Raw genomic sequence first — 25580 nt, forward strand, 5'->3', positions numbered from 1 at the left:
CCGTAGTCGAGCGCGATGCCGCGCAGGCCGGAGGCGTAACCCTGGCCGATGGCGCGGAACTTCCACTCGCTGCCGTGGCGGTACAGCTCGCCGAAGACCATCGCGGTCTCGGTGGAGGCGTCCTCGGAGAGGTCGTAGCGGGCGACCTCGCTGCCGTCGGCCTCGTTGACGACCCGGATGAACGCGTTGCGGACCTGGCCGAAGCTCTGGTGCCGGTTCTCCGCGTCGTAGATGGAGACCGGGAAGACCACCTTGGCGACGTGCGGCGGGACGGCCGTCAGGTCGACCTTGATCTGCTCGTCGTCGCCGTCGCCGCCACCGGTCAGGTTGTCGCCGCTGTGCTCGACCGAGCCCTCGGGGCTGCGCAGGTTGTTGTAGAAGACGAAGTGCTGGTCGCTGAGCACCCGGCCGGCCTCGTTGCACAGCAGCGCGCTGGCGTCCAGGTCGAAGTCGGCGCCCGTGGTGGCCCGGACGTCCCAGCCCAGGCCGACGATGACGTTGGTGAGCCCCGGGGCCTCCTTCGTCAGCGAGACGTTTCCGCCCTTGGCGAGCGAGACTCCCATGTGTGCCCTCCTGTGGTTTCCCCGTACCGGGCCCGGCAGTTCGGCCGGTTCGGCGCGGCGGCCGTCGCCCGGCCCCACGCTCGGGCCCGGGCCCCAGCCGAATCTACAGCACTGTAGATCAGGACGGAATCCGCCTCCGCCCCCTCGGCCCCACCCGTCCTCTTTCCCCCCGGAGCGGCCCGTCACCCCGCCGCGCCGGACCGGCTTCCGCCGCGCGTCCGGCGCACCGGGCATACCCTGGCCGAGGAGGTGCCACGATGAGCGACGACACGACGATCCCCGGTATCGACCCCGCCGTCCCGCCGAGCGGGGACGGCTGCGCGGAGTGCCTGGCGGGCGAGGGCCAGGGCTGGTGGTTCCACCTGCGCCGGTGCGCGGCCTGCGGGCACATCGGGTGCTGCGACTCCTCCCCGTCCCAGCACGCCACCGCGCACGCCCGGTCGGCCGGCCACCCGTTCCTCACCAGCTTCGAGCCCGGCGAGGACTGGTTCTGGAACACCGAGACTGAGCAGTTCTACGAGGGCCCGCCGCTGGCCGGCCCGACCTCCCACCCGCTCACCCAGCCCGCCCCGGGCCCGGCCGGGCACGTCCCGATCGACTGGCAGCAGCGCCTGCGCTGACGCCCCGCCAACTCCCCCGCCCCGGGCCCGGTTCACCCCGCCCCGGGCCCGGTTCACCCCGGTCCGGCCCGAACCGCCCGGCCCGAACCGCCTGATCCGGCCGATCCGGCCCGCCCGACCCGGCCGCCCGGTACGGTCGTTGCCGGGCAGCCGGGCGGCGGCGCGAGGATCGGCGGTGGGGCGTGGACGAGCGGCAGTGGGAGACGGTGCGGCGGTTGGCCGACTGGCTGGCCGAGGGCAGCACCCAGCCTCCGGAGATGCAGCGGGTGCTGCAGTGCCTCAAGGTCGGCGAGGAGGCCGGCGAGGTTGCCGAGGCGGTGATCGGCGCGCTCGGCCAGAACCCGCGCAAGGGCTTCTCGCACACCTGGGACGACGTCGCGGACGAGCTGTGCGACGTGGTGATCACCGCACTGGTCGCCCTGGTGCGCCTCCACCCCGATCCGCCCGCCGCGTTCGACGCGCACCTGACCGCGGTCGCCGACCGGGTCCTGCCCCGGAGTTGAGGCGCGTCCGGCCGCACCGGCTCAGTGGCGGCCGCCGACCGCGAACAGCAGGATCACGAACCCGGCGAACAGGTGCGTCCCGGCGATGTAGATCAGCGCCCGGATCAGCATCTGCTTGCGGCGCGAGTTCTCCTCGCGCACCCCTTCGGTGGGCGCCGCCGCCTCGCCGGCCATCGCCGTCCTCCTCGTCCGTCCCGTCCCGCGTCCCGTCCCGCTCCGCGCCGGACCCCTTGCAGGGTACCGGCCGCGCGGCCCGTGGCGGAGATCACGCTGTGCCACGGGGCACCTACGGTGGCGTATTTCCACCCCCCGATTCGATTCCCAGCCAGGCCCTCGGTCCCGCCGTGAGCTGGTCCAACGTCACCCCGTAGCGGGCGGAGATGACCTGCAAGTCCTCCACCTTCCATGGGGTGAGACCTCGGAACTTCCTGCTGATCGTGAACTGCGACACGTTCAGGGCTGCGGCCAGATCCTCCTGCCGGTCCCGGAACGCCGCAGACAGGGCGCGAACGCTCTCCCCGATCCGCTCTTGGGTGTCATCCATGCGGCACACCGTAGCGGCAAAGTGCGCCACTAGTAAAGGTCTAGCGCTTCTGGTAAACATCTCCCTGCCGGAAGGATCTCTTCCGGCAGCACACTTCGTCGTGCCGGGTTGGGGTCCACCGTCCCGACGACTCACTCGCCGTGGAGCATCCATGCCTGCTGAGTCGATCACGTCGACTGCACCGTCGTCCCGCACCACCGCGTCTCCTGGGGAGGGGACCCGGCCGGAGCCGGACAACCGGGCGCCCGTCGGGCTGCCCGTCACCACGCCTTCCACCCCCGCGCTGGCGGAGGCCGGGACGGCGATCTACCAGCTGGCCGTCGCGCACACCTGGCGCCGGCGCGGGCACCCGGTGGTGCCCTGCAGCAGGACCAGCAAGCGGCCGCTGGTCGAGGGCTGGGGATCCAGCGCCACCGAGGCCGAACTCGCGCCGTTCTACGACGTGCGCCAGGTCGACGCCTGGTGGAGCTCCATCCACCCCCGCGCGCACGTCGGGCTGTTGACCCGGCACGTCCTGGTGGTCGACTGCGACATGCCGAAGGGCCCGTCCGGGTTGGCTGGCCGCTGGGCCGGGTGCCAGGACGGCACCGACGTCCTGGCCGCGCGCCTGGCGGAGCTCGGCCTCGCCTGGCCGGAGACCTACACCGTGCTGACGCCGTCGGGTGGCATCCACCTGTACTTCGTGATGCCGGAGGACCCGATCGGGTGCCGGACCGGCACCGGCCGCAGCAAGGACCCGGGCGGCGAGCCTGCAGCGGGGCACATCGGCCCGCTAGTCGACGTCCGGGGCGTCGGCGGCTACGTCATCGCGGCCGGCTCCTACTCGCCGAAGGCCGGGCGCCCGTACGAGCGGATCAGCCCGGCCGCCGTCCGCCCGGCGCCGCTGCCGGACGCCCTGGCCGAGCTGCTGCGGCAACGGCCAGCGCCACCGCCAACTCCCGCCCCGAGCATCCCCGTCACCTACGGGCGGCGGGCCGACCGGTACGCGCAAGCCGCGCTCGCCGGAGCCGCCCAGGACGTCGCCGAGGTCGAGGCCGGCCGGGGCAACGCGCTGCTGTTCGCCCGAGCCCGGCGCCTCGCCGAGCTGTCCTCCACCGCGCCCCGGGTGCTCACCCTGGACGAAGTCGAGCGGGTCCTGGTCCCCGTCGTCCTCGGCCGCCCCGTCCACGACCCGGCGCGGCGCTGGACCGAGGCCGAGGCCCGAGCCACCATCCGCTCCGGCTGGAACACCGGCCTGCGGGGGGCCGCGGCGTGACGATCCCTCCGCAGCCCAGCCTCAACGCGATGCCGCCGGCGAACCCGGCCGACCTCGACCGCGCCCGCCAGTCCCGGGAGAAGCTCAAGGGCCCCCGGAAGCGGGAGATGCCGATCCAGCACCGCGGCATCCTCCGCATGGCCGAGCGGTTCATCAACGAGCACAGCCACCACCTCCGGTACGTTCACGGTATCGGCTGGCACTTCTGGGACCAGGCCCGGTGGAAGCGTGACGAGAAGCGTACGGATATCGACTTTGCGGTCGACACCGTGAAGGCCGCACTCCGAGAAGCCATTGATCTCGGGCCCCGTGATGGTCAGGACTTGGAAAAGGACGCCCGGAAGTCCGAGAACTCCGGGTACGAAATCATGCTCAAGGTCGCTGGCGCGCGCTCCCCGATGTCGACCGCAGCGTCGGAACTGGATTCCGATTCCAGGCTCTTCAACACCCCCGCCGGGACCATTGATCTCGGAGACCCCGAGGCCAGGGACGAGAAGCGGCGGAAGTGGAGCGTCAGGCCGGTCAACCCTACGGACATGATCACGAAGGTCAGCGGCGGGTCCTACATCCCCGGCCTCAAGAGCGAGGAGTGGGAGCGGTTCCTCGCACGCATTCTCCCCGATGAGGAGGTGCGCGCCTTCGTACAGCGGCTGTTCGGCTACGCGATGCTGGGGAAAGTCACCGAACACATTCTGCCCATCTTCACCGGGACCGGCGGTAACGGTAAGGGCACCGTGCGAGACGCCGTTCGCGGGGCATTCGGGGAGTACTGCGAGGAGGTCGACCCGGACATCATCATGGAATCCGGCGACCGACACGGCGCATTCAAAATGGTCCTGCGGGGCCAGCGCCTGGTTTTCACTTCGGAGACCGAGCAGGGAAAGCGGCTCTCTGAAGGGGTGATGAAGCGCCTGGTCGGCGGCGACCCCATCCAGGCGAACTGGATGCACTCCAACCCGATCACCTTCGACCCATCACACACCCTGGTGATGCTGACCAACTTCCTTCCGAAGGTGGCCGGGGACGACCCCGCGGTGTGGCGCCGGATCCTGGTCGTGCCGTTCGACGTCACGATCCCGGAGGAGGAGAAGGACCCGAACCTCCCGGGGCGGCTGCTGGCCGCGAAGGACGCGGTGCTCACCTGGGTGTTCGAGGGCTGGCTGGCCTACCAGCAGCAGGGGTTGAACCCGCCGGACGCGGTGCGGGCGAAGACCCGAGCCTACCGGGACCAGAACGACGCCCTGGCCCGCTTCCTGGAAGAGCGCACGATGCCGAACCCCAACTGCCGGGTCCGCTCCCGCGACCTCTACACCGCGTGGTCGAGCTGGTGCCGCACGATGGGTGAACAGGCCGGGTCCGAAGTCACCTTCGCCACCGCGATGGAGAGAGCCGGCTACGAGAAGAAAGCCACGAACGTCGGCCGCCAGTACCTCGGCGTGATGCTGCTGGACGACGACCAGGCGGACGAGGACGACCCCAGCGGGTGGCCCGCTGGCGCCCGCCGCGCCGCACCGCAGCCCGACCCCGTCCAGACCGAAATTTCCGCCCCCCGATAACCCTGTGTAGTTTCCTGCCGCCCCCGGGTCCGCCAAGGCCCGGGGGCACTTCCATGCCCGCCGATAACAGGAGTGAAGGGTTGCCATCGTCCCGACCTGCGAAAATGAAGGGGTGAGCGAGTTTCATGCAAAATCCCCTTTATATGCGCGCGCGAGAGGTTTTCATTTAACCCGTCACAACCCTTAACCCTTCACTCTAGTTGCCTCATGCAACTACTTTGCAGCTACGCTGCGTGGCCAGGGGGTGGGTGGCATCGGTGAGGTGCGGTAGGGCATGCGCGGGCCGCGCCCGGCCCGGCCTGGGAGGGCCGTCAGGGCCCGAGCGGGCCGGGGCGGTGAACGCGCGGGCCGCAGAGGCGGATTGCCGGGGGTGTCGGCCGCGTCCGCGGCCGTCCGCTAGGGTCCCTCTCCAGCAAGGGTGCGGCGGGTTCCGGCCATTGGCGTGTAGGTGCGGTGATGGTGATCCGTACGGGTACCCGGCGCTGATACCCTCGGGCATCAGTGCCCCGACCTGCGATCAATGCGGCATATGCCCGCGTTGGCAGGTCCGACCGCGAGGTCAGTCGGAGGGGTCCGGCGGGGCGTGCGACGGCCCCCAGCCACGGAGCATGCGGCTGGGGGCCGTTGTGATCTGCGACGTTACCCCCTACGCGGCGGCGTCGGGCTGCGATTCGGAGCAGATCCGGATGATCTGAGGCTGCTTCAGGCCCACCGCGCGGGCCACGGCATGGCCGCTGAGGCCGTGGTCGACAGCTGTGACGATCAGCTCGTTGCGGACGGCCAGCGCGGCCTGGTAGCGCTCGCGGCACTCCTGGACATGGATCTGCGCGGCGGCGAGGCGCTCGGGGTAGCCGGTGGTGATGGCGGTCGCGGGCATGGTCCGTCCTCCCTGGAACGAATTGATACGTTCCGGTATCGGACCCCTGTAGCTCAGAGTATCCCCATGCCACCGTCAGCCAGTCGTCGCCGCGGGGGGTCGGTCCGCGTCCGCGGGACGTGTTCCGCCGGCCACACCACCGAGACCGTCTCCGCGCCCGGCCGGGTCACCTGGGACGGCGAGTGCGCGACGGAGGGCTGCTCGCTGCCGGTGCTGGCGAAGCGGGTGCCGCGCGAACAGCGGCCGCCCGTCGACGAGTCGGCGGTGCAGGCCCCGGCGGAGTCGGACGACGACGTACGAGAGGTGTCCTGGCATGTCCCCCAGCCCAAGCCCCGTGGCAACCGACGAACCGAGCCCGGCCCGGCCGAGCAGCAGCCCGCTGTTCAAGGAGCCGGCGACCCCGGCCCCGTCGCCGAGCCCGGAGACGGCCCCGCCACCGTCGCCGTCCTCGACCCCGAGCCCGAGCGACGGCCCGAGCCCCAACGAGCCCGACCCGGACGGGAGTTGGTCGACCAGCGAGAGGGAGCTCCCCCGCGACGCGCCCGCCGCGTCTTCCGCCACCCCCTCGGCTGGTGAGCCGGTCCGGATCACCCGGGCCGCCATAGCCAAGGCGCTGACGGGCGTCCTGGACACCGTCACCCGGCAGCTCGCCCGCGTCGCCGCCGATCCGGTCGAGCAGCAGTACGGCCTGTGGCGCCCCGAAGACGGAGAGATCGAGGCGATCGCGCGGCCCGCCAGCCGCCTGGCTCACCGCAACCTTCCGGACGGCGCGACCGGCAACAGCGAACTCCTGGACGTCTTCGACCTGATGGTGGCCGTCGGCGGCTACGTAGCACGGAACGTCATGCTGCGTCGGCAGCTCCGCGCCGCCCGCCAGCTCGGCGCCGAGCCCGGCCCGGCCGAGCCGGCACCGGCCGCGCCGTGACGGCGGAGTACCCCTACCCGGTGATCGACCCGACGGCGAACCAGATCATCGTCGCGGTCGGCCGGAAGGGCAGCGGGAAGAGCAAGGCGGCCCGCGAGCACTTCCGTGGCTGGCCGGCCACCGATCGGCTGATCATCGACATCAACGGCAGCGCGGACCCGGGTGACGACCAGGACGTCGTGCTGCTGACCGGGCCGCCGCCGACGGAGCTCCCGCCCCGCCGCGATCCGGACGTGCCGATCACCTGCCGGTGGATCGCCGACCCGCGGGCCGCCACGTTCCGGGACGACGTCGACCGGGCCCTGGGTGCCGCGCTCTACCCGAAGGACAGGCGGACGCTGGTCTGGGTGGACGAGATGGGCGAGGTGTTCGCGGCCGGCCAGACCGGCCCGAACGCCAGGCTGCTGCTCCACCAGTCCCGGCACCACCGCACGTCCGCGCTGCTGTGCGGGCCGCGCGCGAAGATGATCGACCCGTTGGTCCTCGGCCAGGCGGACCGGGTGCTGATGTTCGACCTGCCCAACTCGCTGGACCGGGCCCGGATCGCGGAGAACATCGGGATCCCGCTCGCGCGCCTGGCCGACGTCCTCAACGAGACCAGCCGTCGCGGCGCGCACTGGTCGACGCTGTACGTCGCCGAGGAGCACCGCTTGTACAGGGTGCCGCCGTTCCAACTCACCTGAGAGTGGCGAGACTTGCGCGTCGACGCTGGTAGCCGGCTGGTTCCGGCCGATGCTCCCCCGCTCGCCTTAGGGGACCCGTCCCCGCACCCTACCCCTCCCAACCTGACCCCAGGAGAACTGAGATGACCACCGCCGAGATCCTGCACCGCCTGGTCGACGCCGTCGTACTGCCCACCGGCGAGGACCGCGAGCAGCTGCACGCCGCGATCGACACCGCCTACCCCGAGCAGACCCCCGCCGCCGAAGAGCCGGCGGTCGCCGACCTCACCAAGTCCGACCCGGCGCCGGCCGCGACCACGGCGTACGGGCCCGGCGCGCTGCCGACCATCCAGGGCGGCCCGTACGCCGCCCCGCTCACCCCCGACGCGACCGCCGCCCTGCTCGGCCAGCAGCGGATCGGCTGATGGACGCCGCGGACCAGGCGCTCCTGGATGCCCAGCGGCGGGACCTCTACGGGACCGGCGCGGTCCGGGAAGTGCGGTGCGGCTCGCGCTGCGGGTACCGGTTCCTGCTGACGGAGGAGGGCTGGCGCGGTCCCTGGGACGCGGACGGGGACGCGGTCGGGAACACGGACCTGGTCTACACCGACGACTACTTCGAATCGTCCTGGGGGGACTGCTGGCGTGGCATCTCGGCGGCGTGGCGGGCCGCGGCCGCCCAGCAGCCGGCCACCCCGGCCAGGCCGTTCAGCCGCCTTCCCTACACCCTCGAACAGCGGGCCGCGATCGATGAGTTGAGGGCGCTGGTCCGCACCCAGCGGATCCGGGACCTGTTGGTGGGCACCGGCTGGGGGACCGCGGTCCTGCGGGACGTGGACACGGTGGAGGAGCGCTTCGTCCGGACGGAGGGCGGCGTGGAATACCGGGTAAGGGTCACCCTGGACGTGGACATCGACGTGACGCCGGTGGCCGGCCACCCCGGAGATTAGCCCGGAGGATCATCTTTCGTCGGCCCGCAGGTATCCCCCAGCGTCGGAGGTTCCTACCTCTCGACCTGGGGGTTTCCCATGCGTCTGAACGGCCTCCTGCTGACCGCGCTGGTCGCGCTCGGCGTCACCGTCGCCTACGACAAGTACGGCCGCGGCATGTCCTTCCGCAAGGGCTCGTAGCTGTGCCCGGTGGACGCGCGGCCGCCTTCTACGGCTCCGTCGCGCTCGTCTCGATCCTCTCGCTGGTCGCGCTCAACCTCGCGGCGGACCGGCTTCCCATCCCGGGTCTGCAGACCCTTCGCGACTACGCGGTGAGGCGGAACGGCTGATGGCAGCTGTCACTGGGACCACGGGTCCCGTTCGGTACATGCAGGGCATCGCGGTGCCCGAGGAGAGCGTGCGGCCGCCGGAGTTCTTCGCCAGGACCCGGCGCCGGACCTTCAACGAGGGCAGCCAGGCGTGGGGCGGTTTCGGCACGCAGAACGTGTGGGAGCTGAAGAAGTCGGACATCATCGCCGCGGCGATCATCCGCTTCCAGGGCACCCTGGTGACCGCCAAGGGCACCGGCACCGTGGCCAGTTCGGCCCGCTGGCCCTACGACATGCTCAAGGCGGTCCGCTTCACCGCGAACGGCGCGAGCAACGTCATCAACGCGAGCGGCGCGAAGCTGAAGGCCCGGGAGTACTTCAAGCGGGACAACGGCAACGACCGCGGCATCGCGCAGACCGTGGCCGGCGCCACGGTCAACCAGGGCACCATGTCGTCCAGCTCGGAGTCCTGGGGCGTCGGCTCGAACACGTCGAACATCGCGGACGGCTCCTACAACGTGGACTTGTACTGGGTCGTGCCGATTTCGGAGGACGAGGTCGACCTCGCCGGCGCCATCTTCGCCGCGACGTCCAGCACGGACCTGACGATCCAGGTCGACAGCGAGCTCGCGAGCAACCTCTTCGCATTGACGGCCAACGCGGCGGTCACGCTGACCGGCAAGATGCAGGTCACGACCATCAAGTACTCGATCCCGATCGGCTCGAACGGGCAGATCGTCGTCCCGGACCTGTCGCTCTTCCACTCGCTGATCCAGTCGCGCACCACGCAGCTGGGCAACGGCGAGGTCGAGACCCGGCTCATCGGCCAGGGCGCCGGCAAGACCCTGCTGAGGACGTACTTCCAGACCTGGAACGGCGCCGCCCAGGCCCCGCTGGTGATGAACGACGCCAACTACGGCCGGATCGCCTGGCGCTACGGGTCGAACGAGACCCCGGACGAGTACCTCTCGGGGTCGGTGCTGCGGCAGATCAACGAGCGGACCTACAACTGCGACATCGGCGGGGTGTTCGGGTTCGGCTGCATCGACTTCGCGGCGGAGAATGCCTTCAGAGACGCCGTTGACATGGGCACCACCTCTGACCTGCGGCTGCTGACGACCTACCAGTCGGGCGTCACCCTGGTAAACGCGGGCTTGGAATACGTCCAGGAGACGATCTTCCAGGCCGGGGCGGGGAGCTGACATGGCGTCCGCGTCCTGGCTGAGCCCCAGCCCGACCGCGAAGTACGGCATGGCGTTCGCCTCGCCGGCGGCGACGCGGGACGACACCCCGCTGGCGCAGGTGGCCGGACCGTCGGCGGCCGCGCAGAAGGAGAAGGGCCTGCACGTCAACAGCCCGATGTTCTGGGTGGGCGCGCTGCTGCTCGGCGCGGTCGGCCTGGCCGCGGCCAGCACCACCGTCAAGGTCGGCCCGGTCAAGCTCTCCGGGTCCCTCGGTGGCTGAGCCCGGCCGGGTCCGGGCGGCCCTCAACGACCCCGGCGGCGCGATCGAGCGGGGGCTGGCCGCGCGCCGGGCCTCGAAGAGCGCGGCCGCGGGGGACGGCGAGGACCAGGGCGCCGCGCCCGCCCCCGCGGCGGCCGGTCCGGGCCGGGGCGCCCGCGCGAAGGCCGGCGCGGCGAAGGCCGCCAAGGCGTCCGCCGGCTACCTGAGTCGGGGCCGGTGGCGGCCTACGCTGACGCCGCCCACCCGGGCCCGGGACACCGGCAGCCTCCTGACCGGGAAGCTGCTCTACGTCGGCCTGATCACCTACATCCGCTACGGCACGGCGGGCTGGAAGGGCTGGCTGTCCGCGAAGTTCCTCAACAAGCCGATCCAGGGCACGGCGAGCAGCCCCAGCGACCCCGACTCGGACGGCTGGAACGGCGGCCTGCTGACCAGGAAGAACCTCCAGATCCCGCAGGAGAGGAAACCGACGTGAACCCTGGTGGGATCGCGCTGCTCGTAGCCGGCGTCTGGCTGATCGTGCAGCTCGTCGCGGGCGACATGCTCGGCCGCCTGGACCTGCTGTGAACTGGCGCTACCTGCTGGCCGGGACGCTCGGCCTGGCGCTGCTGGAGGCGGCCGTCAGCAGCCAGGCGAGCGCGGAGCGGGCGGGCGGCCTGCTGACCGCGATCGCGGGTGTGGTCGAGCACGTGCTCTCCCCGACCGTCGCCGCGATCCCGGACCGGCGCAAGCACGGGGGCGCCGCCCCGCCGGCCGACACCAGCACCGCCCCGGCCAACAGCGGCGGCAGCCTGCTGCCCGCCACGTGGACCACCTCCGCCTCCGCCCTCTACGTCTGACAGGAGCACTCCTATGGTCCGCACCCTCGCCAAGTACACCTTCGGCGCGATCTTCCTCTACCTGGTCGTCAACTACGCCTCCGGCACCGGCACCGTCATCTCCAAGGGTGCCGCCGGCGGCGTCGACGTCATCAAGACCCTCCAGGGCCGCTGATGTTCGCCAACCAGTACATCTCCCCCGTCTCGGAGTTCGGCGAGGACGGCAACGGCCGCTCCACCGCGCGCGGGCTGCTGACCGAGATCTGGACGCGCGTCCAGGGCTTCCGCACGCACCCGTACGGGCCCGCGGACAAGGACCCCTCGACCACCTGGAACGGTGTCGCAGCGGCGCCGCAGGACTTCCGGGGCATGAACAGCATCAACTCCGGTGCGGTGCCGTACCGGGACGGCGGCTACGCCACCATCGCCTCCGGCCTGGTCGAAGGGCCGCTCGGCGACCCGTCCCGCCGGGTGTTTGCTCAGCGCCTGGTGCGCCGTCAGCCCAGCGGGAGTGCCTGATGCCGGCCACCCCCGAACCGCAGGAACCGCAGTCACGTGCCGGTGGCATCGTCGCCAAGGTCGGCGGGCAGCGCAACGCCGCGATGCTCGCCGCCGGCGGCGCCGTCGCCCTGGCCGCCCTCTACACCAGCCGCAAGCGCAAGGCCGCCGCCGACACCTCCGGGACCACCATCCAGGCCGCGAGCAACACCTTCGACTCCGGCCCGTACGACATGTGGAACTCCTGGCAGGATCAGTACGAGGGCTTGGCCAAGCGGATCGGCGACCTCGAACAGGCGCCGACTCCGACGCCGACCCCGGCCCCGCCGCCGCCCGTCCAGATCGACAAGCCGCCGGCACCGGCACCGGCGCCGACCCCGGCCCCGCCCGCGCCGACCCCGGCCGCCAAGCCCCAGACGGTCTGGTACACCGCGCACACCGGCGACACCTACTCGGCCATCGCCAGCCGGTACGGCCACTCCGCGCAGGACCTGTGGAACTACCAGCTGCAGGACGGGATCCGGCCCAGCGACACCCAGGCGACCCTGCGCCAGCGCGGCATCAACAACGCGCTCTTCAACGGCTCCTCGGTCGCGATTCCGGGGTCGTGGACGTGACCGCCGTCGGCGACCTGTTCGCGTGGGCGAAGGCCCAGCTCGGCAAGCCCTACGTGTGGGGCGGCACCGGGCCGTCCGGGTACGACTGCTCCGGGTTCACCCAGGGCGCGTTCAAGAGCATTGGCATCAGCATCCCGAGGACGTCGCAGGAACAGCGCAACGCCGGCGTCGGGGTGCCGCTGGACCAGATCCAGCCGGGCGACCTGGTGACCTTCACCTACCCGAACAGCGGGAGCAACCCGGGCCCGGGGAACCACGTCGCGCTCTACCTCGGCGCCGGGCAGGTCATCGAGGCGGCGCGCACCGGCGTGCCGATCCGGATCGCCCCGATGAACACCACGGCGGTCGACCGGGTGCGGCGGGTGCTGGGCACCTCCGGCAGCAGCGGCGCGGCCGGGCCGGCCCCGGCCGCATCGAACACCACCGGCACGGTGTCGACGGCGGGTCTGCAGCAGGCCGGCTACGACGCCGTCATCAACGTGACGCCATGGGGAATCCCCACCAACCCCTTCAAGCTCCCGGGGTGGATCCAGGGCAAGTTGGGCGAGGCCGGCCGGGCGGTCGGGGGCAGCATCGTCGACGCGTTCGCGCCCGTCGCCCTGGCCGTGCTCGGCGTCGCCCTCGGCGCCGGCCTGATCCTGATCGGCGGCTACGTGACCGTCAAGCCCGCAATCGACGACGCCGCCGACAAGGTCAAGACGGCCGCCTCGGTGGCCAAGGGAGGAATGTGATGAAGGGGTCCCTGAGTCCGTGGCGACAGCACCCCGGGCCGACCGCGGCCCGCCTCGACATCGAGGTGCCCGACCAGGCGGATCCGCCGGAGGGCGAGTACATCAGGTGGCTGTCCCAACTGCAGGCCGACCTGGCCGAGTCCATCAACGGCGTCGCGATCCGGGCGGCCCGGCCGGTGCCGATCGGATCCGCGCCCGGCAGCTCCGCGCGGCCGCTGTCCTCGCCCGGCCGGGTGGTGGGCTGGTCGGTGCGCGAGACCGCCGGCGCGGCCGCGGTCGTGCGGCTGTGGGACGGCCGGGACGCGGGCGGCCAGCTGCTGGCCGCTATCTCCCTGGCCGCGTCCGGCGCCCAGACCATCATGCCGACCGGCGGCGGCATCAACGTCTCCGACGCGCTGTTCGTCGAGGTCGTCTCCGGCGCCGTCGAGGGCGTCCTCTACCTGGGGGCGGTGGACTGATGGCCCTGGACGTCACCCTGGTGGGCACCGCCGCCGGCGCGACCATCGCGGTCGGCACGATCGTCGGGTTCGTCGCCCGCCGGGTCGGCCGGGCCGCGCTGTGGATCATCGCCCTGTCCCAACTCCCGCCCGCTGTCGACGCCCTGGCGGGCCGGGTGGGCGAACTGTCCGGCACCGTCGCCGACCTCGCCCGCACCGTGGACGGCCTGCAGAACAGCCCTCCACCCCCGGCCCGCGGCCTAGCCGCTCTGGAGACACCGTGATCACCGCGCTCCGCCCCCTGATGATCTACCTGGTCTTCGGCCTGTCCGTCGCCGCCCTGTCCGCGTCCCTCGACCTGATGGACACCAAGCCCGCCCAGGAGGACCCGTCGTGACCCGCACCCTGCTCCCCGCCGCCGGCCTGCTCGCCCTGGCCGCGCTCGCCCTGCTCGGCCAGGTCGTCCTGGTCCTGCTCGGCCACGCCGCGCTGCCCGTCCTCGACTCCGTGCTGCTGGCCGGCCTCACCGGCGGCGCCGCCATCACCCCGCCCCCGCAGCGCACCACCCCGCCGGCGGACACCCCGTGACGCGCCGCGGCCCGGTGATCCGAGACCAGCGCCTCGCCCTGGTCCTCGGCTACGGCGGCATCCTCATCGGCGCCCTGGCGCTCTGGGACGCCTACGAGGGCCGCGGCGCCCGGCGCCCGTTCCTCGTCAAGCTCCTGCCCGGCGGCTGACCGTGTTCCTCCCCCAGCAGCAGTCCACCCTCACCGGCGCCCGGGTCGTCCTGGTCGACTACCCGCCCGCGCTGGAGGGCACCGCGACCGCCGACGCCTCCGGCACCGCCACGCTGGAGTGGGACCCGCCCGACGTCGACTACTTCTACCGGATCGAGCGGGCCACCACCTTCGTCACCGGCAGCACCGGCGGCGCCGTCGCCCTCTACGAGGGCTACGTCAACCCGATCCGGATCCGCGACGGCTCGACGTCGCCGAACTTCGACATCGCCGACCAGGCGTCCCCGATCACCATCCACCCCACCATGGCCGTGATCATGCAGTGGACCGGCCTCACCCCCGGCGCCCGCTGCAGCGCGAGCCTGCAGTACACGCTCTGGCGCACCCTCACCACCATCACCTCACCGAACGGGAGCTGACCGTGTCGTTCCGAAACCCCATCCGCTCACTGTCCGCCGACGACGTCACCCCGGGCACGCTGACCGGGTCCATCGTCCAGACCGGCGACACGGACCCCCGTGTTGTTCTGGACCCCTCACCGGACAGCTCCACCGGCACCGAGGACCCGGCGATCCTCCTCTATGGCAACTGGGCCAGCATCCCCGGCGCCCGGCCGGGCGTCCTGAGCGCCAGCGTGGCCGGGCAGGTCGGCAACGTCAGCGCGGGCGAAATCGTGCTGAACGCGCCCACCGCCGCCGGCATCGGCCGCACCCCGCCCGCGCTCCGCCTGTACTCCGAGCCGGTGTCCAACACCACCGGCGCGCTCACCGGCGACGGCCAGCGCCTGGAGCTGTATCTCGGCGGCGGCACGAGCCACGACGGCGAGGTCTCGATCAACGGCTACAGCGGCGGCATCGACGCGGCGGCCAGCGCCCGCCTCACGCTGACCGCCCGCGACGCCTCCACCGCGGCCGGGGGGACCAGCACCAGCCTGCAGCTCGGGTCCGGCGTGGCCACCGTGAACCGGCCCCTGCGGCACCGGAGCCTCTTCGGGGTGGAGGGCTGGCACGACGTCACCTTCCGCAGCGGCTGGACGAACTTCGACGCCTCCGGCTGGCAGGGAGTGCAGGCCCGGCGGAACCCCGACGGAACGGTCAGCCTCCGCGGCCTGTTCAAGCCCACCGCCGGGGCGTCGGGTGGCACCGCGTTCGACCTGCCCTACGACGGCGTCACCAACTACTACCCGACCGGCAGGGCGCAGATCTTCCCGCTCGCGTGCCAGTCCAGCGTCGGTGCCTGCCTGTTCGTCTACCCCGACGGGCACGTCGACGTCTCCCAGGCGAGCGCGTCCACCCAGTGGCTGTCCATCGGCACGGCCACCTGGGACGCGTCCTGAGCGCTACGCTCACACCGGGGGCAGCGCCGACGGCGCTGCAGAACTCAGCGGGGGTCCACCAGCTGAGGAGACCAACACCCATGCCCTACACCGGAGTTGACTACGCCTGGGGCCGCCCGGGCGGCGCGGCGCTGGCCGCCGCGGGCCACACCTTCGTGATGCGGTACCTCTCCCGCGACCGCAGCAAGAACCTGACCGCCGAGGAACTGGCGGACCTGCGCGCGCACGGCCTGCGGGTCGGCCTGGTGTGGGAGACCACCGCCAACCGGGCCGGGTCCGGCTACGCGGCCGGCGCCGACGACGCCCGCCAGGCGCTCGCCCAGGCCGACGCGCTCGGCCTCACCGGCGCCCTGATCTACGCCGCCGTCGACTACGACGTCCAGGAGGCCGGCCTTCCCGCGGTGCGCGACTACTTCCGCGGCTGGAACACGGTCCTCCCGGCCTGGCGCACCGGCGTCTACGGCGGGTACCGCGCCGTCCAGGACATCGTCGGCCAGGGTCTGGCCGTGCACGGCTGGCAGACCACCGCCTGGTCCAACGGCCACTGGTCCGAGCACACCGACATCCGCCAGGTCGGCGGCACCGCCACCATCGGCGGCGTGCAGTGCGACCTGAACACCTGCACCGACCCCGACGCCGCGGTGAGCGTCGCGCCCGCCCGCCCGATGCCCGCGCCGGCGCCGGCCGTCCCGGCCTGGCCCGGCCAGTACCTTCGCAACCCCACCTACAACTCCGCCGTCGCGCGCCGGTGGCAGCAGCAGATGGCGGCCCGCGGCTGGAGCATCTCGGTCGACGGCGACTACGGCCCGAAGAGCGCGGCGGTGTGCCGGACCTTCCAGCAGCGCTTCGGTCTCACGGTCGACGGCGTGGTCGGCCCGGACACCTGGCAGGCCGCCTTCTCCTGAGCCGGTGTCATGACCAGGTGCGATCCTCGATAACGGTTCGAGTAGCGCGACGATTTCGTAGCGTACGCACCGGTTTGACTGCTAGCGTGACTGCCAGATCGACCCGGGGGAGTGGACACCGGACCCCCCTGCTCCCCCGCACCGCCGAGCCTCCCTGTGCGCTCGGCCCAAGGGCCCGTCACCTCCCCGGGTGACGGGCCCTCGAACATGCGTGGGTAGGGTGTAGCCGGTCCCTCCCTCGTACCCCGGGGGAGGGACCGCCTACGCGGCCGTCTGCCGCGACAGGCCCACCGCCACCGGCACCGAGTCGTGGCACCGCTCCAGGTGCCCCAGCGCGATCACGTACTCGGCCTCCAGGCGGCCACCCACCCCCTCTCCGGCGGCCCCCAGCTCGGCCAGCGCGGCCCGCAGGCCGGAGCACTGCTCGCACCCGCGCGGACCGAAGTACCGCAGCGCCATGTCGGCGTCCTCCCGGATCCACCGCTCCCGGTTGCTCATCTGTCCGTCCCCTTCTTCGGCTTCGTCTCGTACCACACCCCGGCCGTGTCCATCAGCGAGCCCGGCTCCGCCCCGGTGAAGGACAGCAGGCAGTACAGCTCCGCTTCCAGCTGCCAGATCCGTTGCCGCATCACCTCCGTCGGCGTCGGGTTGACCTTGACGGGCAGGCCCGACTCCTCGGCGTACTCGGTCCGCAGGCGCCGCAGCTCCGACGCCGTGTCCGACCAGGTCTCCCTCAACTTCTCCAGCGCGGCTTTCACCACCAGGGGGGACGGGGCGTACAGCTTCAACTCCTGCTCCTCGTCGGCCATCACGCACCGCCCCCGGCCGCGCTGTCGTCCTCGTCGGTCAAGAGCTCGACGCCGAGGGCCGCGTACGCGGCGCGGGAGTCGTGGTAGCCCATCTCTCCGTACTCGACCGCCGCGTCGATCTCCTCGATGGCGGCCTCCCGGCAGTCTTCGCAGGCGCCGCAGCCCTCGCCGGTCTCCGGGTCGAAGTCGCAGTAGTCCTCGCTCACTTCGCGGCTCCCTTCGCGAGGTCGTGCTCGCCGCGGGCGCCGAGCAGCGCGTACCGCAGGCCGCCGACGCCGATCTGGCCGAAGGCGTACGCGGCGTCGGCCAGGCCCTCGCCCTCGGTCATCGCCTCGTGCATCTCCGTCGCCTCGTGGTCGGACAGGTCCTCCTCCGCGGCGAGGCCCTCGGCCCACCGCTGCGTGGCGTGGCGGCGCAGGTAGGCATCGCGCGCCGCCCGGTACTTGTGCCGGTCGGACCAGCCCGGCAGATCGTCCTGCAGGTCCAGCGTGAGGTCCACGATCGGCGGCTGCCAGGTGCCCTCCTGGACCATGGCGACGGCGCGCGGCTGACGGCCGGCCAGCACCTCGCCGATCGCCCAGCGGACACCGTCCGCGAACTGGACGGCCGCGGCCTCGTAGTAGGTCTCCAACTGGGCCGCCGCCGGGTTCAGCACCCGGTTGATGGCCTGCATCGCCCGGTCGTGCGGGCGGTACTCGGGGTCGAGGCCGGAGCCGCCGTTGCGCTCGACCAGACCGTAGACGTCCTTGACCCGGTACAGGTCGTACGTGTCAGCGGTCCCCCGGGCGACGCGGGCCGCGGTACGGAGCTCCCGGGCGGCGGCGGCCAGGGCGTCGACGCTGTCCCTCAGCGCGTCCGGCCAGGCGAGGTGCGAGCGGTCGAACGGATTCGTGCTGGTCATGCGGCATCCTCTCGATGGGCTCCGCGGCGCCGCGGAGCTGGTCGACGGCGGCGTCCGCGTCCTCGTCGTGGAGGGCCGCGTAGCCGGCGGTGGTGGCGGGGCTGCTGTGCCGCATCAGGCGCTGCGTCAGGAGCAGGTCCCGGGTGGTGCGGTAGACCTCCGAGCCGTAGCGGTGACGGAGGCGGTGGGTGCGGTAGCGGTGGACGCCGAGCTGGGCGGCGACCGCGGTGAGGCGGCGGGCCAGGGCCCTTGCGGTGATGTTCCACAGCCGTCCCTGGACGCCCGCCCAGGGGGCCAGCGCGCGTTGCAGGACCGGCGGCAACTTGAGGACGTCGACGCGGTCGCCCTTGCCGACGACCCGCAGCTTGTTCCCCCGGATGGCCGAGCCCTCCAGACCGGCGATCTCACCGAGCCGCAGGCCGGCGAACGCGCCGAGCAGGATCCAGACCTCGGCGAGCGTGCCCCGGGTCGCGTGCAGCATCCGGTCGAGGTCCGCCTCCGGCAGGGGGTCCGGCAGCCGGCGGGGAGTCCTCGGACGGGGGATGCCGTCCAGCAGTTCGGGGCAGCGCGCGTACCGCGCCCAGGCTTCGATGTGCCCGTAGTACGTGCACCGGGTCCACTGCGAGCGGCCCGGCCGACCGAGGTAGGCCAGCACGTGGTTGCGGGTGATCGCGCCGAGGTCGCCGTCCGCGAGGCGGCTCAGCCGCTCAACGGCGGCGGTGCGGTCACCGACTGTCCGGGGGGACAGGCCGATAGCTGTCATGAACAGGGCCCAATTGGCCAGATCTTCTGTCACACGATAGATATCGGACGAAAGTGACTATGCCGCCATAAGGGAAAATTCGGGAACATACGGTGGCGTAAGTCACTTCACAAGGTGAAACATCTCCTCCATGGCGGACTATCAGGAGACCCTTGACCTCAGTTCCTACGCGGCCCTCGGTGACAGTTTCACCGAGGGCCTCAACGACCCCGGCCCCGACGGCCAGTTCGCCGGCTGGGCCGACCGCCTGGCCGGGATGCTGGCCGCGCGGCGGGCGGAGCACGACTTCCGGTACGCCAACCTGGCCGTCCGGGGCCGGCTGCTGGACCAGATCGTCGCCGAGCAGGTGCCCCGGGTGCGCGAACTGCGGCCCGACCTGGTGACCCTGTGCGCGGGCGGCAACGACATCCTGCGGCCGGGCAGCGACCCGGACCTGATCGCCGAGCACTTCGAGGCGGCCGTCCTGGAACTGCGCGAGAGCGCCGGGGCGGTGCTGATCTGCACCGGCTTCGACACCCGCAACGTCCCGGTGCTGCGCCACCTGCGCGGCAAGATCGCCACCTACAACGCACACCTGCGGGCGATCGCCGACCGCAACGGCCTGGCGGTCGCCGACCTGTGGTCGCTGCGCGCGGTGCACGACCGGCGGGCCTGGTCCGAGGACCGGCTGCACCTGTCGCCGGAGGGCCACCAGCGGGTGGCGCTGCTGGCGGCCCGCGCGCTCGGCCTGCCGGTGGACGCGGACCCGGAGGCCGCCTGGCCGCCCGCGCCCGCCCTCACGGCGGCCGACCAGCGCCGGGAGAACCTGCAGTGGGCCCGCACCTTCCTGCTGCCCTGGGTGGGCCGCCGCCTGCGCGGCGAGTCCTCCGGCGACCACGTGGAGGCCAAGCGCCCGGAGCTGCTCCCGCTCTGAGCCCCACCTCGGGGGGACAGCACTGCGGGCCGCTCCACCCCCACGTGGACGCGGCCCGCAGACCCCGGTCGAGACCCCTGCCTCGCCCTATTCGACGACCAGCTCCACCGGAACGTTCCCGGCGGTGGCCCTGGAGTACGGGCAGACCTGGTGGGCCTGCTTGACCAGCAGCTCACCGGCCTCGCCGGCCAGCGACTCCGGCAGCTCGACCCGCAGGACGACCGAGAGGCCGAAGCCGCTGTCGTCCTTGCCGATGGTGACCTCGGCGGTCACCGACACGTCCGAGACGTCCACCTTCTGCTGCCGCGAGACCACGCCGAGCGCGCTGGCGAAGCAGGCCGCGTACCCGGCCGCGAACAGCTGCTCGGGGTTGGTGCCCTCGCCGTCGCCGCCGAGCGCGGGCGGCGGGGAGAGCTTGAGGTCGAGCCTGCCGTCCGAGCTGACGGCGCGGCCCTCGCGGCCGTTGGCGGTGGCGGCGGCGGTGTAGAGCGGGTTCATCGAGGGTTCCTCTCCTTCGTCCTGCGGTCTCCGCGTCCTGCGGCTTCTTCGTCCTGCGGGCTCCGGGGGCCGGTTCCCGTCGGCGGTGCGTCCTCCGTACGGTTCCGGCCCCGGGGCCGCCTCGTCCTGCCCATAACTACAGCACACAATTGAATTGCGCACAACTGAATCGGCCGCTTGCTACCCTGGGTCCATGACCTGGCACGGCGAGAACCCCCGCACCTCCCCCGGCGAGGACGCGGACCTGCTGCTGCTCGACCAGCAGATCTGCTTCTCGCTGAACGCCGCCTCCCGCGCCTTCGGCGGCGTCTACCGCACCGCGCTCAAGGACCTCGGCCTCACCTACCCGCAGTACCTGGTGATGCTGGTGCTGTGGGAGGACGGGGCACTGCCGGTCAAGCAGCTCGGCGAGCGCCTGCGGCTGGACTCCGGCACCCTCTCCCCGCTGCTCAAGCGGCTGGAGGCGGCCGGCCTGGTGGTGCGCGAGCGCAGCCCGGAGGACGAGCGCTCGGTGATCGTCAGCACCACCCCGGCCGGGCGCGAACTGCGCGAGGGGGCGCTGGCCGTCCCGCGCCGCATCCTGGCCGCCGCCGGGCTCCCGCTGGACGACCTGCGCGCGCTGCGCGAGCTGCTCACCCGCGTCACGGCCAACCTGGACGCCGCCACCGGGGCCTGACCGCCCCCGCCGCGCCCGCGCCAGCGCCGCGCCCTCGCCCTCGCCCTCGCCCGCTACGACTCGTAGCGCTCGACCTCGTCCACGCTGCGCACGCTCGCCCCGTCCGGGTCCTCGCCCGCGCGGACCCGGGCGCGGCGCTGGCGCAGCAGGTCCCAGCACTGGTCGAGCTGCTCCTCGATGTCCTTGAGTTCGCTGTGCTCGGTGGACTGGTCGATCCGGCCCTCGGCGAGGGCGGCGCGCAGGTCGCGCTCGGCCTCGACCATCTCGCTGATCCGCTCCAGGATGCGGCGGTCGGTGCCGCCGGTGCCGTTCTGCTCACTCATCGGGGTCTCCTCGCGGTCGTCTGCCACCCACTCTAGGAAGGCCGGGTGGCGGCCGCGAGCCGGGCGGCGCGGGGGTGCCGCGCCGAACGGGGGCGCGTAATTGACAGTGCGTCAGGGGGAGGCCAGGATCACTTGTTGAAAACGACTTCCACTACCACTAGCCCGGAAGGCCCGATCCGCCATGTCGCTGGACGTCTCCCCCACCCTGCTGGCCCTGGCCGAGCGCGACGAGGTCGCCGACGCCGACTTCCTCGCCACCGTCCGCACCTCGCTGCCCTACGCCTACCGGCTGGTCAACGACCTGACGGCCGAACTCGCGGTCACCGACGCCGAGTTCGCCGACAACACGGTGGCCCCGAGCGAGGCCGAGCGGGCCCAGCTGCTCCGGGCGCTGGCCAGCGACTCGATCCGCGGCGCCCTGGAGCGGCACTTCTCGGTGAAGCTGGCCTTCCAGAACTGCCACCGGCTGGCGGCCTTCCACCCGCACGCCGAACACACCGACGCCTACCGCAGGTTCACCTCGCCCCGGGCCCAGCTGCTGAACCAGTCGCCGGAACTGCGCGACTGCTGAGCACGGCCGCCGGGCCGGGCGGCGCACACGCGCACCACCCGGCCCGGCGCCACCGGCACCCCTCCGTCGGGGCTCAGCCGCCGATCACCTCCCGGGCCAGCCCGGGGCGCTCGGCCGCCGGGCGCTCGACTGCCGGGCGCTCGGCCGCCGTGCGCTCCACCGCCGTACCCTCCATCGGCACGGGGGCGGCGGCGGGCCGACGGGTCGGGACGAGCAGCGCGGCCAGCGCGGCGGCCAGGCAGAACGCGGCCAGCAGGGCGAAGCCGTGGGTGTAGCCGGACTCGGCGGGGCGCCCGTCGGCCTGCAGGTGGCCGGTGACCAGGCCGGTCATCAGCGCGGCGCCCATCGAGCCGCCGATGGTGCGGATGTTGGCGTTCATGCCGGTGGCGGCGCCGGTCTGGGCGGCGGGGACGGCCTGCACGATGAGGTTGCTCATCGAGGCGAAGGCCAGTCCGATGCCGAGGCCGAACACGCCCGCGGCGACCGCGACGTCCGCGGGGGTGCCGTGCCGGGCGGCGAGCAGTGCGCAGGCGACGGCGCCGAACACCGCGCCGGTGACCAGCTGCGCCTTGGCGGGGAAGCGTCCGGCCAGCCGTCCACCGAGCACGCCGGCCACGAACATGGCGGCGACCATCGGCAGCATCAGCAGGCCGGCGCCGGTGACGCTGGAGCCGAAGCCGTAGCCGGCGCTGGAGGGCATCTGCAGGAAGCCCGGCAGGAAGGCCCACACCGCGTACATGCCGCCGCCGAACAGCAGGGCCGCGGTGTTGGTGGTCCACACGGCGGGCAGCCGCATCACCCGCAGGTCGATCAGCGGGTTGCGGGAGCGGGACTCGTTCAGCGCCCAGGCGGCGAACAGCACGACGGCGACGGCGAGCAGGCCGAGCACCCTGGCCGAGGCCCAGCCCCACTGGGACGCCTGGCTGACCGGCAGCAGCAGCGCGACCAGCCAGCCGGAGAGCAGCACGGAGGAGAGCCAGTCCACGCTGCCCTCGCTGCGGGTGGGCGACTCGGGGACGTAGCGGTGGGCGAGCAGGACGGTGCCGGCGACCACGATGACGGGCAGCCAGAACAGCCAGCGGTAGTTGAGGGCGCCGACGATCGGGCCGGCCAGGACCATGCCCAGGCCGCTGCCGACGGCGATCACCGCGGACATGTTGCTGATGCCGCCGGAGACCCGTCCGGGCGGGAACTCGTCGCGGATGATGCCGAAGGAGAGGGGGAACAGCGCGCCGGCGATGCCCTGGATCACCCGGGCGACGATCAGCACGGTGATGTTCGGCGCGAGGGCGGCGACCAGGCAGCCGACCAGCAGCGCGACCAGCGCGGCCACCAGGGTGCGCTTCTTGCCGACCAGGTCGCCGACCCGGCCGAGGATCGGGGTGAAGACCGAGGCGGAGAGCAGGTAGGCGGTCATCACCCAGGTCACGGTGGACTGGGTGGTGTGCATCTCCTCCTGGACGATCGGGAGGGCGGGCGTGATCAGCGACTGCAGCAGCGCGTACACGCCGGCGCCGACGGCGAGCACGCCGAAGGTCAGGCGGGGGGATTGGCGGTTCATCGAACCCTCTCGGGACTCGGGGCGGGCGCGCGGACGAACGGGGTGCGCGCCGCGGCAGGAGGGCGGGCGCGGGTCCGCCCGGTGCGGTGCGTGGATGCGGTACGTGGATGCGTTGCGTGGGTGCGGTACGTGTGGTGGCCGTACGGTCACCCGGCGTCGTCGGGCGGGTGGAGGGTACGGCGCAGCAGCCGGTCCGCCGGTGTGCGGCGGGCCGAAGTCCGGGCCCCGGTGCTAAAGTCGAGGCATGCCTCCAGATTAGCGGAGGCGCACCTCCGGTTCAATCCGGTTTCCGGATTCGCCCCGGCCGCCGCCGAACAAACCCCCCGAAACAAGCACCGCCGAACAGCACCCGGCCGTCCGCGCCCCCACCCCCGCCCGCCCGTCCGGATGCATTCGAGAACGAGGTCCCCGTGCCGGATCAGATCGTGGTGAGCGAGTTCCTCGCCGCCCAGCGCCCGCGCCGCGCGGACGCCGCCCGCAACTTCGACGCACTGCTCGCCGCCGCCCGCGAAGCCTTCGCCGAGCACGGCTCCGAAGCCTCCCTGGAGGACATCGCCCGGCGGGCCGGCGTCGGCATCGGCACCCTCTACCGCAACTTCCCCACCCGCCGGCACCTGTTCGAGGCGGTGTACGCCTCCGAGGTCGAGGACCTCTGCCGGGTCGCCGAGCAGGTCTCCGACCTGCCGCCCTGGGAGGCGCTGAACACCTGGCTGCGCCGGTTCGTCGACTACGCGGTGACCAAGCGGGCGATCCGCGAGGCACTGGCCGGCGAGGAGTCGGACATCTTCCAGGCGTGCCTGCTGTCCATGTACTCCGGGGGCACCCCGCTGCTGGAGCGCGCCCAACGGGCCGGCGAGGCCCGCCCCGACATGAGCATCGAGGACCTGCTGCGGATGGTCTCCGGCATCACCTCGGTCGCCTTCCCGGAGGAGGGCCAGCGCGACCGCGTCCTGGCCATCGCCCTGGACGGGGTGCGCACCCGCCGCTGAGGCGGCCACGAGCCCCGAAGCGCGACGCCGCCGGAGCCGGCCCGCCCGGTCCGCGTTCCGCGGCGCGGCCCGCGACGAACCGCGGATCAGTTGTCGCCGGGCTGCGGCGGCCGCCCGGCCGAACGGAGGTCCGCGAGCTGCCCGCGCTGGTCCTCCGCCCGTTCTCCGAGCAGGATCGAGCTGATGAGAACCTCCAGCAGGAGGCACACCTCGCGGTCCGACCCCCCGGGGTACCGCGGCTCGGCGCCTTCGACGAGCACGCGCGAGATCCGGTGACCGCCCCGGGTCTCGACGAACGCCACCTCGTACTTGCCGTCCCCGAGCCAACTGCGGTGCAGGAAGAGCCGGTCGTCCTCGGCGAAGGCGTGCCAACGGTCATCCATGTCACGAGCGCGGAACCCGCGCTGGATGCGCTCCCATTCCGCGGGTGACCACATACGCAGCGGGACCTCGGACAGGACGCGCGGCTCACGGATCGGCGTCAGACGGCGGAGATCGGACCGCCTCACTCTGGTGTCCACGCGTCGGATCGTACCCAGGTGCTCGAGCCCGCCCGCTGCCGCAGCCCCCGCCGCCGGTCCGCGGCTCAACCGCCCCGGGGGACGGGCGACTTCACGGCTCCGGGCCCAGCGCTCCGGGCCCAGGTCTCCGAGTTCAGCGCCGGCCCAGCGGGTGCGCCGGGTCGCGGCCGACCAGGCCCAGCAGCCTGGTCGCGGCGTCCGCGCCGGCCGGGACGGGCACCGGGTCGGCGAACAGCCCGGAGGCGGCCAACCCGTCGGCCTGCGGGGCGAGTTCGGCGAGCGCGAACTCGGCGGCGGCCGGGTCGATCGTGGCGTCGGCGCCGATCCCCTGGGCGAGGTCCCAGGCGTGCACGACCGCGTCCACCGTCATCTCCCGGGCGTACCCGGCGGCCCGCCGCGCGCCGTACGACAGCTGGACGGTGCGCTCCAGCGCGCCCGGCTCGGCGAACGCGGCGCGGGCGGCGTCGGCGGCGGCCGTCCAGGCGGCGACCGAGTCGGCGCCCAGCACGTCGCCGTCGAAGCGGTCGCCGATCTCGGCGACGGTGGCCCCGGCCAGCAGATCGGGGACCCAGAGCTGTTCGGAGGTCAGGTGGCCGACCAGTTGCCGGACCGTCCAGTCGGTGCACGGGGTGGGCGCCTGCCAGGCGTCGTCGGGCACCGCCCGGACCAGGTCGCCGAAGTGCTCCAGCGCCCGGGCGTGCAGTGCGAGCAGGGCCGGTCCGTCGAGGTGTGCTGCCATGGGGTACACGC

The 25580-nt window shown here is 72.7% G+C and carries 40 protein-coding genes; 27 read left to right on the top strand and 13 right to left on the bottom strand.

Annotated elements, in window-relative coordinates; translation table 11 throughout:
• Window positions 1-563 (bottom strand): TerD family protein (locus tag ACFUEL_RS10175; RefSeq protein ID WP_380235613.1); only part of this gene is annotated, 563 nt, incomplete at its 3' end.
• 257 nt (window positions 564-820) lie between these two features.
• On the opposite strand from ACFUEL_RS10175, the gene ACFUEL_RS10180 reads away from it, so the two are divergent.
• Window positions 821-1183 carry a UBP-type zinc finger domain-containing protein gene (locus tag ACFUEL_RS10180; protein ID WP_380235614.1) on the top strand — a complete coding sequence of 121 codons (363 nt, stop codon included), beginning with the start codon at window positions 821-823 and terminating at the stop codon, window positions 1181-1183.
• A 182-nt stretch (window positions 1184-1365) separates the two neighbouring features.
• On the top strand, window positions 1366-1686 hold the full coding sequence (locus tag ACFUEL_RS10185) for a MazG-like family protein (protein ID WP_380235615.1): 321 nt from the start codon (window positions 1366-1368) through the stop codon (window positions 1684-1686).
• A gap of 21 nt (window positions 1687-1707) precedes the next feature.
• Here the strand turns inward: ACFUEL_RS10185 and ACFUEL_RS10190 are convergent, their stop codons facing one another.
• Together ACFUEL_RS10190 and ACFUEL_RS10195 are read right to left on the bottom strand one after the other, a co-directional pair.
• A complete protein-coding gene (locus tag ACFUEL_RS10190; RefSeq protein ID WP_380235616.1) occupies window positions 1708-1860 on the bottom strand; it encodes a DUF6126 family protein in 153 nt (50 codons plus the stop codon).
• A gap of 112 nt (window positions 1861-1972) precedes the next feature.
• Window positions 1973-2230, bottom strand: a complete 258-nt coding sequence (locus ACFUEL_RS10195; protein WP_380235617.1) for a helix-turn-helix domain-containing protein — start codon at window positions 2228-2230, stop codon at window positions 1973-1975.
• A 151-nt stretch (window positions 2231-2381) separates the two neighbouring features.
• On the opposite strand from ACFUEL_RS10195, the gene ACFUEL_RS10200 reads away from it, so the two are divergent.
• Complete coding sequence (locus tag ACFUEL_RS10200) at window positions 2382-3485, top strand: bifunctional DNA primase/polymerase (RefSeq protein ID WP_380235618.1); 1104 nt, start codon at window positions 2382-2384, stop codon at window positions 3483-3485.
• On the top strand, window positions 3482-5041 hold the full coding sequence (locus ACFUEL_RS10205) for a phage/plasmid primase, P4 family (RefSeq protein WP_380235619.1): 1560 nt from the start codon (window positions 3482-3484) through the stop codon (window positions 5039-5041). Before ACFUEL_RS10200 ends, ACFUEL_RS10205 begins: the two co-directional genes overlap by 4 nt.
• Before the next feature lie 646 nt (window positions 5042-5687).
• Here the strand turns inward: ACFUEL_RS10205 and ACFUEL_RS10210 are convergent.
• Window positions 5688-5918 (bottom strand): hypothetical protein, encoded by a 231-nt coding sequence (locus ACFUEL_RS10210; protein ID WP_380235620.1) that lies wholly within the window; start codon window positions 5916-5918, stop codon window positions 5688-5690.
• Window positions 5919-6252: 334 nt separating this feature from the next.
• Here ACFUEL_RS10210 and ACFUEL_RS10215 point away from each other — a divergent pair, with 334 nt between their 5' ends.
• From ACFUEL_RS10215 to ACFUEL_RS10305, 19 genes are all read left to right on the top strand, one after another.
• On the top strand, window positions 6253-6843 hold the full coding sequence (locus ACFUEL_RS10215; protein ID WP_380235621.1) for a hypothetical protein: 591 nt from the start codon (window positions 6253-6255) through the stop codon (window positions 6841-6843).
• Window positions 6840-7526, top strand: coding sequence for a hypothetical protein (locus ACFUEL_RS10220; RefSeq protein WP_380235623.1), 687 nt, complete (start codon window positions 6840-6842; stop codon window positions 7524-7526). Before ACFUEL_RS10215 ends, ACFUEL_RS10220 begins: the two co-directional genes overlap by 4 nt.
• A 122-nt stretch (window positions 7527-7648) precedes the next feature.
• On the top strand, window positions 7649-7930 hold the full coding sequence (locus tag ACFUEL_RS10225) for a hypothetical protein (RefSeq protein WP_380235624.1): 282 nt from the start codon (window positions 7649-7651) through the stop codon (window positions 7928-7930).
• Window positions 7930-8454, top strand: a complete 525-nt coding sequence (locus ACFUEL_RS10230; protein WP_380235625.1) for a hypothetical protein — start codon at window positions 7930-7932, stop codon at window positions 8452-8454. The genes ACFUEL_RS10225 and ACFUEL_RS10230 overlap by 1 nt, the downstream gene beginning before the upstream one ends.
• 367 nt (window positions 8455-8821) lie before the next feature.
• On the top strand, window positions 8822-9964 hold the full coding sequence (locus tag ACFUEL_RS10235) for a hypothetical protein (protein WP_380235626.1): 1143 nt from the start codon (window positions 8822-8824) through the stop codon (window positions 9962-9964).
• Between the two features lies 1 nt (window position 9965).
• Window positions 9966-10226, top strand: a complete 261-nt coding sequence (locus ACFUEL_RS10240) for a hypothetical protein (RefSeq protein ID WP_380235628.1) — start codon at window positions 9966-9968, stop codon at window positions 10224-10226.
• A complete protein-coding gene (locus ACFUEL_RS10245; protein WP_380235629.1) occupies window positions 10219-10701 on the top strand; it encodes a hypothetical protein in 483 nt (160 codons plus the stop codon). The genes ACFUEL_RS10240 and ACFUEL_RS10245 overlap by 8 nt, the downstream gene beginning before the upstream one ends.
• A gap of 88 nt (window positions 10702-10789) precedes the next feature.
• On the top strand, window positions 10790-11065 hold the full coding sequence (locus ACFUEL_RS10250; protein WP_380235630.1) for a hypothetical protein: 276 nt from the start codon (window positions 10790-10792) through the stop codon (window positions 11063-11065).
• 13 nt (window positions 11066-11078) lie between these two features.
• Window positions 11079-11219 (top strand): hypothetical protein, encoded by a 141-nt coding sequence (locus tag ACFUEL_RS10255; protein WP_380235631.1) that lies wholly within the window; start codon window positions 11079-11081, stop codon window positions 11217-11219.
• Window positions 11219-11563: a hypothetical protein gene (locus ACFUEL_RS10260; protein ID WP_380235632.1), complete on the top strand. Its 345-nt coding sequence runs from the start codon at window positions 11219-11221 to the stop codon at window positions 11561-11563. The genes ACFUEL_RS10255 and ACFUEL_RS10260 overlap by 1 nt, the downstream gene beginning before the upstream one ends.
• Entirely contained in the window at window positions 11563-12159 is a 597-nt protein-coding gene (locus ACFUEL_RS10265) for a hypothetical protein (RefSeq protein ID WP_380235633.1), read from the top strand. The genes ACFUEL_RS10260 and ACFUEL_RS10265 overlap by 1 nt, the downstream gene beginning before the upstream one ends.
• Window positions 12150-12890 (top strand): C40 family peptidase, encoded by a 741-nt coding sequence (locus ACFUEL_RS10270; RefSeq protein ID WP_380235634.1) that lies wholly within the window; start codon window positions 12150-12152, stop codon window positions 12888-12890. The genes ACFUEL_RS10265 and ACFUEL_RS10270 overlap by 10 nt, the downstream gene beginning before the upstream one ends.
• Window positions 12890-13348: a hypothetical protein gene (locus ACFUEL_RS10275; protein ID WP_380235635.1), complete on the top strand. Its 459-nt coding sequence runs from the start codon at window positions 12890-12892 to the stop codon at window positions 13346-13348. Before ACFUEL_RS10270 ends, ACFUEL_RS10275 begins: the two co-directional genes overlap by 1 nt.
• Complete coding sequence (locus ACFUEL_RS10280; RefSeq protein WP_380235636.1) at window positions 13348-13611, top strand: hypothetical protein; 264 nt, start codon at window positions 13348-13350, stop codon at window positions 13609-13611. The genes ACFUEL_RS10275 and ACFUEL_RS10280 overlap by 1 nt, the downstream gene beginning before the upstream one ends.
• A 109-nt stretch (window positions 13612-13720) precedes the next feature.
• Window positions 13721-13915, top strand: coding sequence for a hypothetical protein (locus ACFUEL_RS10285; protein ID WP_380235637.1), 195 nt, complete (start codon window positions 13721-13723; stop codon window positions 13913-13915).
• Window positions 13912-14064, top strand: coding sequence for a hypothetical protein (locus tag ACFUEL_RS10290; RefSeq protein ID WP_380235638.1), 153 nt, complete (start codon window positions 13912-13914; stop codon window positions 14062-14064). The genes ACFUEL_RS10285 and ACFUEL_RS10290 overlap by 4 nt, the downstream gene beginning before the upstream one ends.
• 2 nt (window positions 14065-14066) lie before the next feature.
• A complete protein-coding gene (locus ACFUEL_RS10295; protein WP_380235639.1) occupies window positions 14067-14483 on the top strand; it encodes a hypothetical protein in 417 nt (138 codons plus the stop codon).
• Window positions 14484-14485: 2 nt separating this feature from the next.
• Window positions 14486-15400 carry a hypothetical protein gene (locus tag ACFUEL_RS10300; RefSeq protein WP_380235640.1) on the top strand — a complete coding sequence of 305 codons (915 nt, stop codon included), beginning with the start codon at window positions 14486-14488 and terminating at the stop codon, window positions 15398-15400.
• 80 nt (window positions 15401-15480) lie between these two features.
• A complete protein-coding gene (locus tag ACFUEL_RS10305) occupies window positions 15481-16305 on the top strand; it encodes a glycoside hydrolase domain-containing protein (protein ID WP_380235641.1) in 825 nt (274 codons plus the stop codon).
• 261 nt (window positions 16306-16566) lie between these two features.
• Here ACFUEL_RS10305 and ACFUEL_RS10310 read toward each other — a convergent pair whose 3' ends face one another.
• The 4 genes from ACFUEL_RS10310 to xerC all read right to left on the bottom strand — a co-directional run bounded on the left by ACFUEL_RS10310 (window position 16567) and on the right by xerC (window position 18811).
• Window positions 16567-16803 (bottom strand): hypothetical protein, encoded by a 237-nt coding sequence (locus tag ACFUEL_RS10310; protein ID WP_380235642.1) that lies wholly within the window; start codon window positions 16801-16803, stop codon window positions 16567-16569.
• Window positions 16800-17114 carry a hypothetical protein gene (locus tag ACFUEL_RS10315; protein ID WP_380235643.1) on the bottom strand — a complete coding sequence of 105 codons (315 nt, stop codon included), beginning with the start codon at window positions 17112-17114 and terminating at the stop codon, window positions 16800-16802. The genes ACFUEL_RS10310 and ACFUEL_RS10315 overlap by 4 nt, the downstream gene beginning before the upstream one ends.
• The gene (locus ACFUEL_RS10320; RefSeq protein WP_380235644.1) at window positions 17114-17320 is read right to left on the bottom strand and encodes a hypothetical protein; all 207 of its coding nucleotides are present in this window, start codon (window positions 17318-17320) and stop codon (window positions 17114-17116) included. Before ACFUEL_RS10320 ends, ACFUEL_RS10315 begins: the two co-directional genes overlap by 1 nt.
• Window positions 17321-17884: 564 nt before the next feature.
• Entirely contained in the window at window positions 17885-18811 is a 927-nt protein-coding gene (xerC, locus tag ACFUEL_RS10325; RefSeq protein WP_380235645.1) for a tyrosine recombinase XerC, read from the bottom strand.
• Window positions 18812-18908: 97 nt separating this feature from the next.
• Between xerC and ACFUEL_RS10330 the strand changes: the two genes are divergently transcribed.
• Window positions 18909-19691 carry an SGNH/GDSL hydrolase family protein gene (locus ACFUEL_RS10330; RefSeq protein WP_380235646.1) on the top strand — a complete coding sequence of 261 codons (783 nt, stop codon included), beginning with the start codon at window positions 18909-18911 and terminating at the stop codon, window positions 19689-19691.
• Window positions 19692-19778: 87 nt separating this feature from the next.
• Here the strand turns inward: ACFUEL_RS10330 and ACFUEL_RS10335 are convergent, their stop codons facing one another.
• On the bottom strand, window positions 19779-20189 hold the full coding sequence (locus ACFUEL_RS10335; protein WP_033255627.1) for an organic hydroperoxide resistance protein: 411 nt from the start codon (window positions 20187-20189) through the stop codon (window positions 19779-19781).
• A 193-nt stretch (window positions 20190-20382) separates the two neighbouring features.
• On the opposite strand from ACFUEL_RS10335, the gene ACFUEL_RS10340 reads away from it, so the two are divergent.
• Complete coding sequence (locus ACFUEL_RS10340; RefSeq protein ID WP_380235647.1) at window positions 20383-20865, top strand: MarR family winged helix-turn-helix transcriptional regulator; 483 nt, start codon at window positions 20383-20385, stop codon at window positions 20863-20865.
• Between the two features lie 53 nt (window positions 20866-20918).
• Here the strand turns inward: ACFUEL_RS10340 and ACFUEL_RS10345 are convergent, their stop codons facing one another.
• Window positions 20919-21188: a DUF2630 family protein gene (locus ACFUEL_RS10345; protein WP_380235648.1), complete on the bottom strand. Its 270-nt coding sequence runs from the start codon at window positions 21186-21188 to the stop codon at window positions 20919-20921.
• A 181-nt stretch (window positions 21189-21369) separates the two neighbouring features.
• On the opposite strand from ACFUEL_RS10345, the gene ACFUEL_RS10350 reads away from it, so the two are divergent.
• Window positions 21370-21759 carry an SCO5389 family protein gene (locus ACFUEL_RS10350; RefSeq protein WP_380235649.1) on the top strand — a complete coding sequence of 130 codons (390 nt, stop codon included), beginning with the start codon at window positions 21370-21372 and terminating at the stop codon, window positions 21757-21759.
• Window positions 21760-21832: 73 nt separating this feature from the next.
• Here the strand turns inward: ACFUEL_RS10350 and ACFUEL_RS10355 are convergent, their stop codons facing one another.
• Complete coding sequence (locus ACFUEL_RS10355; RefSeq protein ID WP_380235650.1) at window positions 21833-23320, bottom strand: MFS transporter; 1488 nt, start codon at window positions 23318-23320, stop codon at window positions 21833-21835.
• A gap of 410 nt (window positions 23321-23730) precedes the next feature.
• Here ACFUEL_RS10355 and ACFUEL_RS10360 point away from each other — a divergent pair, with 410 nt between their 5' ends.
• Window positions 23731-24309: a TetR/AcrR family transcriptional regulator gene (locus tag ACFUEL_RS10360; RefSeq protein WP_380235651.1), complete on the top strand. Its 579-nt coding sequence runs from the start codon at window positions 23731-23733 to the stop codon at window positions 24307-24309.
• A gap of 86 nt (window positions 24310-24395) precedes the next feature.
• Here the strand turns inward: ACFUEL_RS10360 and ACFUEL_RS10365 are convergent, their stop codons facing one another.
• Both ACFUEL_RS10365 and ACFUEL_RS10370 read right to left on the bottom strand, forming a co-directional pair.
• Window positions 24396-24830 carry a hypothetical protein gene (locus ACFUEL_RS10365; protein ID WP_380235652.1) on the bottom strand — a complete coding sequence of 145 codons (435 nt, stop codon included), beginning with the start codon at window positions 24828-24830 and terminating at the stop codon, window positions 24396-24398.
• Window positions 24831-24963: 133 nt separating this feature from the next.
• Window positions 24964-25569, bottom strand: coding sequence for a TIGR03086 family metal-binding protein (locus ACFUEL_RS10370; protein WP_380235653.1), 606 nt, complete (start codon window positions 25567-25569; stop codon window positions 24964-24966).
• Window positions 25570-25580: the final 11 nt, after the last annotated feature.

Source organism: Kitasatospora sp. NPDC057198, from assembly GCF_042670125.1.
Taxonomy (GTDB): domain Bacteria; phylum Actinomycetota; class Actinomycetes; order Streptomycetales; family Streptomycetaceae; genus Kitasatospora.